Origin of the sequence: Stenotrophomonas sp. FSL W7-1447, assembly GCF_037966425.1 — a bacterium.
In the GTDB taxonomy this organism is placed as follows: domain Bacteria; phylum Pseudomonadota; class Gammaproteobacteria; order Xanthomonadales; family Xanthomonadaceae; genus Stenotrophomonas; species Stenotrophomonas pavanii.
In genome coordinates, this window is record NZ_CP150199.1 from 4,710,115 (window position 1) to 4,716,880 (window position 6,766).

The following is a 6,766-nucleotide window of genomic DNA, read 5'->3' on the forward strand; positions in this document are numbered from 1 at the left end:
CGGCACTACCAAGGCTTACTTGCCGATGCAGAAACTGGAGAAGATCCTTCCCAGCAGATCATCGGCACTCATCTGCCCGGTGATCTCACCCAGCGCATCATGGGCCAGCCGCAGTTCTTCGGCGGCCAGTTCCAGGTGCTCGTGCGCCAGCTCGCCATCGGCGCGTTGCGCGTGGTCCTGCGCGCGCTCGATTGCATCCACGTGCCGCGTGCGCGCCGAGAACTCACCGTCCACCTGCTCCCCTGCACCGGCCGAAGCAATCGAACGCAGGCGCGCGTGCAGATCCTCGAGCCCGGCACCGGTGGCGGCCGAGACGAACACGCGGTCCGGATCGTCCAGCGACGGCAACGCCGCCAGCAGGTCCGACTTGTTGTGGATGTAGACCTTGTGCGGCACCGACGCCACGGCCTCGCCCAGCGCGGCTTCGCCGGCCGCCGGATCGCGCGCATCCAGCACGATCAGCGCCAGGTCGGTGCGCTCGATTTCCACGTGGGCGCGGCGCATGCCTTCGCGTTCGATGGCATCGCCGCCGTCGCGCAGGCCAGCGGTGTCGACCAGGGTCAGCTCCAGGCCGTCCAGGCGGATGGTTTCGCGCAGGGTGTCGCGGGTGGTGCCGGCGATGTCGGTGACGATGGCACGCTCGCTGCCGGCCAGCGCATTGAGCAATGAACTCTTTCCGGCATTGGGCGGACCGACCAGCACCGCATGCAGGCCATCGCGCAGGCGGCGACCGCGTTCGGCATCGCGGCGCAGCAGGGCCAGATCACTGCGCGCCTGTTCCAGCCCACGCCGCACCTGTGCGCCACCGAGCGTATCCAGCGGTTCGTCGGCAAAGTCGATGGCCGCTTCGACGTGGATGCGCAGCAGCACCAGCTGCTCGACCACGGCCTCGATGCGGCGCGAGAACACGCCGTCCAGCGAGCGTCGTGCAGCGCGCGCGGCACGGTTGTCGCCGGCGGCGATCAGGTCGGCGATGGCCTCGGCCTGGGCCAGGTCCAGCTTGCCGTTGAGGAACGCCCGTTCACTGAACTCTCCCGGCCGCGCCTGGCGCGCGCCGAGCGCGATGCAGCGCGCGACCAGTTGCTGCAGCAGCACCGGGCTGCCATGGCCCTGCAGTTCCACCACCTCTTCGCCGGTGAAACTGTTCGGCGCCGGGAACCACAGCACGATGCCGTCGTCGATGACTTCGCCCTCGGCATCGCGCAGGCGCGCGTAGTGCGCGTGGCGCGGGCGCAGCGCAGGTGCACCCAGCGCGTGGGCGATGGCCGCGGCACGCGGACCGGACAGGCGCAGCAGGCCGACGCCGCCAGCGCCGGGCGCGCTGGCGATGGCGACGATGGTGTCGGTGTGGATCGCCTCGTTCATCGCTCAGAGTTTCTCCAGCTGCGCGCGCGCCTGGGCCGCACCGCTGCCCTGCGGCTGCAGTGCCAGGTAGGTGGTGTAGGCCTGCCTGGCCTTGGCCTTGTCGCCGGCGTTGAAGTAGGCATCGCCCAGGTTCAGGTTGGCCACGGCGCGCGACGGGTCGATCTTCAGGGTGTTCTCCAGCCAGCGCGCCGCTTCTGCATAGCGCTGCTGGCGGTAGTAGACGAAGCCGAGGTTGTTGGCCGCCTGGGCAAAATCAGGACGCAGCTTCAGCGCTTCGGTGAACTGCGCGGCCGCCTCGTCGTACTGCTTCTCGCGATACAGCTGCAGGCCACGGTCGTTGGCCTGCTGCGCGCGCTGGCGGTCGGAGGCCGGACCGGCGGTGGGCACCACCAGCTTGGCCTTGCCGCCCTGCAGGTCAGCCACGGTCACCGGTGCCTGGCTGTCCTTGGCCTCGCTGGCAGCATCCACCTTGTTGTTCAACGCGATCGCATCGGCGGTCAGCTGGCGTGTGCCGGCGTTGAGGAATTCCTGGCTGTCCGGCACCTGGAACACGAACTCGCCGCCCTGCGAACCGGGCAGGCTGCCGAAGGCCGGGGTCTGGTGCGAGACCGCCGACACCGCCGGCGCCACATAGGCGGCCAGCTCGGTACCGGTGATCAGGCCGTCGCCGTTGAGGTCTCCCTTGCCGGCCAGTGCCTGCAGCAGCACCCAGGTGAACACCGAGTGGCCGTTCGGACCGGCGTCGGCCACCTGCTGGTCGGCACCACCGGCGGTCAGCATCTGCCGCGCGCTGCGACGCGCGTTCTCGCGCAGGAACGATGAGGACGAGGGGCCACCGCGGGTCAGGCCCAGGCCGCTGTAGCAGGCGTCCATCACGAACATCACGTGCTTGGCCTGCATGCTCTCGGCGATGTTCTGGATGTCGGTCATCGCGATGGCGTCGGTGGCGAATTCCTTCGGATCCGAATCGACCGGGATGATGTAGCCGAGATCGCGCCCGGAGGCCAGCTGGCGGGTCGCGCCATGGCCGGCGAAGAACACGAACACGCGGTCGTTCCTGCCGGTGCGGTCATCGGCCAGGCGGTCGTGGAACGCGGCCAGGATGTTGTTGCGGGTGGCCTGCTCGTTCTTCAGCACGATCACCTGCGAGGACGGGAAGCCGAACTGCCCGGTGAGGGTATCGGCCACCGCCTGCGCGTCATGGCTGGCGTACTCCAGCTTCGGCCATTTGGCGTAGTTGTCGATGCCGACCACGATCGCCCACGACTTCTCGTAGCCGGTGGTGACGGTGGCGGCACCGGTATCGCCCTTGCGCGCACGGGCGACAGTGAAGTCGCGGCCGTTCCAGCCGGCGAACTGGTAGCCATCGGCGATCAGCCGGTCGAGGATCTGCGGCAGTGCCTTCACTGCACGATCGTGGATGTCATGGAACAGGATGATGCCGCGCTGTTCCTTGTTCACCTGGTCCAGCACGCGCTGCACGATCGACTCCGGCACCGGGTCGGCCCAGTCCATCGAGTCGATGTTCCACATGATCGACTTCAGCCCGGCTTCGTTGAGCAGCTGCAGGCCTTCAGCATTGCGCGCGCCATACGGGAAGCGGAACAGCGGTGCGCGCTTGGTGTCGACGTCCTTCAGCAGCGTGTCGGTGTCGAGCACCTGCTGGCGCAGCGCGTCGCCGGTGGTGCGCGACAGCTGGGCGTGGGTCAGGCTGTGGTTGCCCACCGCGTAGCCTTCTTCCATCAGGTTGCGGCTGATCTTCGCCATCGGCCCGAGGCTGACCTTGCCATCGGCCTCGACCTTGCCCAGGTTGCGGCCCACCTCGAAGAACACGCCCGGCACGTCGTAGCGCTTGAGGATGGCCACTACTTCGTCGGTGTAGGCCTTGTGCGGGCCATCGTCGAAGGTCAGCACCACCGTCTTGGCCGGCAGGTCGCGGCCGAAGATCTCACGGTCGCTGTCCTTCATCGACATCGGGTAAGGCTCGATCACCCCGTAGTCGCGCAGGATCGCTTCGCGGCTGTAGTCCTTGTGCAGGTGGGCGATGTAATCGTCCCACTTCTCGCGCTTGAGCTCGATGGCGCGGGTGCGCTCGAAGCGGCTGAAGATGCGGGTCAGTTCCTGGTTGTAGTTGCGCTCGATCTCGTCGAGCGCTTCCAGGTCCTCGCCGATGCGCTGGTGCAGCTTCACCGCCGGCAGCGAGGAATCGGTTCCGACACGCTCATGCAGATCACGCAGCACTTCGCGGAAGGCCAGGCGGTCGGCGTCGAACAGCTCCGGCGCGGACTCGATGTAGTCCAGCACGGTGCCGAGCGTGGCGAAGCGTTGCGGGCTGGCGCCGCGCAGCAGCATGTCGAACTGCGCAGCGATGGCCGTGCGCTGTTCCAGGCCATCGTGGAACAGCTGCTGGCCCACGCGCGTGGAAGTGCCGCGGTCGGCGGCCGACTGCTGCGCCTCGTCGGCCAGCAGCACGATGATCCGGCGGTAGCCGTCGAGCTGTTTCTGCAGGGCCGCCAGCAACGGTGCGGCCGCGGGATCGGCGGCGGCCGCGGCCCGCGCGCTCGCCTGGGTGACGGTGGTCGCCGGCGCCTTCGCGTCCTGGTCGCCACAGCCGGCAACAACCAGGGTCAACAACAGCGAGGGCAGGAACAGGCGGAACGACGACGCACGCGGCATGGCGGACTCGAAGGTGGGAGGAACGGTGTGCAGGCGATTCTACCGCCGCATGCGAAAAGCCCGCCTTGCGGCGGGCTTTTGCTGGGGTCAGCCGGCCAGCGGCCGGCTCTACCGATTACTTTTTCTTGACCGGGGCCGGCGCGGTGGTGGCCGCAACCGGCTCGCCGCCATGGCGCTTGGTCATCCACCACTGCTGCAGCAGGCCCAGGCCGCCGTTGACCACCCAGTACAGGACCAGGCCGGACGGCATGAAGGCCATCATGACGCCGAACACCAGCGGCATGAACTGCATCATCTTCTGCTGCATCGGGTCCATGCCCGGCGCCGGGGTCAGCTTCTGGGTGAACCACATCACCGCCACGTTGATCACCGGCAGGATGAAGTACGGGTCGCGCGCGGTCAGGTCCTGGATCCAGCCGAACCAGGGCGCCTGGCGCAGTTCGACCGATTCCACCAGCACCCAGTACAGGGCGAAGAAGATCGGCATCTGGATGAGGATCGGCAGGCAGCCGCCCATCGGATTGATCTTTTCCTTCTTGTACAGCTCCATCATCGCGGTCTGGAACTTCTGGCGGTCATCGCCATAGCGTTCCTTCAACTGCGCGATGCGCGGCTGGAAACGACGCATCTTCGCGCCGCTCTTGTACTGGGTCGCCGACAGCGGGTACAGCACCAGCTTCAGCAGCACCACCAGGCCGACAATCGCCCAGCCCCAGTTGCCGACCAGCTTGTGCACCTGGTTCAGCACCCAGAACAGGCCCTGGCCGATCACCGCCATCATCGAGAAGCGGCTGTAGTCGACCACGCGGTCCAGGCCCGGCACGTCTTCCTTGGCGATCAGGTTGACCAGCTTCGGGCCGACCCACAGGCGGGCCTCGGTGCTGGTGGACTGGCCCGGGGCCAGGGTGAAGGCCGGGCCACGCGCTTCGATCAGGTCACGACCGGCCACCTGCGACAGCACGTAGTGCGCGGTCTGGTCCTTCTGCGGAATCCAGGCGGTGAAGAAGTGGTGCTGCAGCATCGCCAGCCAGCCGCCGGTGATGTTCTGGTTCAGCGTGCCGTCTTCCAGGTAGTCCTTGAACGCACGACGCTGGTACTTCTTGTCGTTGTCGTACCAGGTGGCGCCGTTGAAGCTGAAGGAATCCGGGTTGGTCATGCTCCGCGACAGGATGGTCGGGGTACGGTCCAGGGTGCGGTAGACGTAACCGTTCCACGGTGCGGTGCCGGCGTTGCTGACTTCATCCTTGAAGCGCACGGCGTACTCGTTGCGCGAGACGGTCAGGGTGCGCTTGATGGTCACGCCGTTGTCAGCGGTCCACACGAACGGGATCTGCAGCTCGTTCTGGCCCTTAGCCAGCACGAAGTCCTTGGTGTCGCCCACCAGCTTGAAGCCGTCAGCGCCGGGAACCGGGGTGTTCTTGTCCTCGCTGGCCCAACCACTGATCGCGCTGTACGGATGCGCGGGGTCCTCGGTCAGCAGGCGTACCGGCGGGCTGCCTTCGTCCTTGGTCTGCGGGAACTGCAGCAGCTCGGCGTCGAGCACGCGGCCGCCATCGAGCACCAGGCGCAGCACGTCAGTGGTGACGGTCACGCGCTGGCTGGCCGGGGTCGCGCTGGCCTGCGCCTGCACCGCCGCCTGGCCGGGGGCACCCGGGACCTGGGCACTGGGAATGCTGCCCGGGGTCGCGCCCGGAACGCTCTGTGCGGCGGCCGGGGCCGACGTGGTCGTCGGTGCCGGGGTGGGGGCAGCCTTTTCACGGCTCCACTCCATCCACAGCAGCACGGCTACCATCAGCCAGGCAAAAATGAGGAATACGCGGGTCTGGTTCATCAGCGGACAGGCTCGGCGGGGCCGGGACGCGATGCCGGCTCGGTCAAAGAAGGAGTTGCGATGCCATCAGGCGGCGGCATTGTGCCGTCCACGCCCGGCGCGGGCAATGCACGCAGGCGACGCAGCAGGCGCAGGAAGGCCTGGCGGATCTCGTCGTTGCTGGCGGAACGCGCAGCACTACGGGCCACGACGACGAAGTCGCCTGGCTGGATTTCGGTACGTGTCTGACGCAGGATGTCGCGCAGGACGCGCTTGATCCGGTTACGCCCCACGGCGTTCGGATCGACCTTGCGGGAAACCGCCAGACCCAGCCTGGCCGGCCGGTCAGCCGGCAGCCAGTGCAGGGTCATCAGCGGATCGGACACACGGCGGGCGCCGTTGAAGACCGTTGAATATTCGGCACGCGTGCGAACCCGCGCAGAGCGAGGGAATCGCTTGCGCGGGTCTGCAGTATTCACTGTCGAAGGGATTGCGTCTGCCGCGAGGTGCGGCATGGCAATCAGGCGCTCAGGACTTTGCGGCCCTTGGCGCGGCGACGCGACAGGATCTTGCGGCCGTCAGCGGTCTTCATACGGGCACGGAAGCCGTGGTCGCGCTTACGCTTGAGGTTGCTGGGCTGGTAGGTGCGCTTCGTGGCCATTGGGGGCCTCTCGTATGAATGGGACGGAAAGAACCGGAAATTCTAGAGAGGTACCCTGCCCCGCGTCAAGCCCTGACAGCTACGCGAATTCACCGGGCTGTGCAATAGCTGTGGATGTTTTTGTGAATAAGTAGGGGACAAGCATTCCGAAGGCGGGCGCTCGGTGGTAGTCTGAGCCATCCATTTCCCCCTTTCCGGCCTGTGTCTGGGCGCCTTGTCGCGTCCATGCCCCGGCCACCGGACGATTATTGCTG

The 6,766-nt window shown here is 67.1% G+C and carries 5 protein-coding genes; all 5 read right to left on the minus strand.

Going from position 1 to position 6,766, the window contains the following annotated elements; translation table 11 throughout:
• Positions 1 to 15: 15 nt before the first annotated feature.
• Positions 16 to 1,365 carry a tRNA uridine-5-carboxymethylaminomethyl(34) synthesis GTPase MnmE gene (gene mnmE / locus NSQ78_RS21820; protein WP_064239575.1) on the minus strand — a complete coding sequence of 450 codons (1,350 nt, stop codon included), beginning with the start codon at positions 1,363 to 1,365 and terminating at the stop codon, positions 16 to 18.
• Positions 1,366 to 1,368: 3 nt separating this feature from the next.
• Positions 1,369 to 4,041 carry a polysaccharide deacetylase family protein gene (locus tag NSQ78_RS21825; RefSeq protein ID WP_339207519.1) on the minus strand — a complete coding sequence of 891 codons (2,673 nt, stop codon included), beginning with the start codon at positions 4,039 to 4,041 and terminating at the stop codon, positions 1,369 to 1,371.
• 115 nt (positions 4,042 to 4,156) lie between these two features.
• Positions 4,157 to 5,872: a membrane protein insertase YidC gene (gene yidC, locus NSQ78_RS21830; RefSeq protein WP_049468400.1), complete on the minus strand. Its 1,716-nt coding sequence runs from the start codon at positions 5,870 to 5,872 to the stop codon at positions 4,157 to 4,159.
• Positions 5,872 to 6,366 (minus strand): ribonuclease P protein component, encoded by a 495-nt coding sequence (gene rnpA / locus NSQ78_RS21835; RefSeq protein ID WP_074725861.1) that lies wholly within the window; start codon positions 6,364 to 6,366, stop codon positions 5,872 to 5,874. The genes yidC and rnpA overlap by 1 nt, the downstream gene beginning before the upstream one ends.
• 5 nt (positions 6,367 to 6,371) lie before the next feature.
• The gene (gene rpmH / locus NSQ78_RS21840; RefSeq protein ID WP_005411729.1) at positions 6,372 to 6,512 is read right to left on the minus strand and encodes a 50S ribosomal protein L34; all 141 of its coding nucleotides are present in this window, start codon (positions 6,510 to 6,512) and stop codon (positions 6,372 to 6,374) included.
• Between the last annotated feature and the right edge of the window lie 254 nt (positions 6,513 to 6,766).

Excerpts from the sequence above, each read along its gene's own strand:
- mnmE (WP_064239575.1), bottom strand. The coding sequence starts at position 1,365 with ATGAACGAGGCGATCCACACCGACACCATCGTCGCCATCGCCAGCGCG.
- NSQ78_RS21825 (WP_339207519.1), bottom strand. The coding sequence starts at position 4,041 with ATGCCGCGTGCGTCGTCGTTCCGCCTGTTCCTGCCCTCGCTGTTGTTG.
- yidC (WP_049468400.1), bottom strand. The coding sequence starts at position 5,872 with ATGAACCAGACCCGCGTATTCCTCATTTTTGCCTGGCTGATGGTAGCC.
- rnpA (WP_074725861.1), bottom strand. The coding sequence starts at position 6,366 with ATGCCGCACCTCGCGGCAGACGCAATCCCTTCGACAGTGAATACTGCA.
- rpmH (WP_005411729.1), bottom strand. The coding sequence starts at position 6,512 with ATGGCCACGAAGCGCACCTACCAGCCCAGCAACCTCAAGCGTAAGCGC.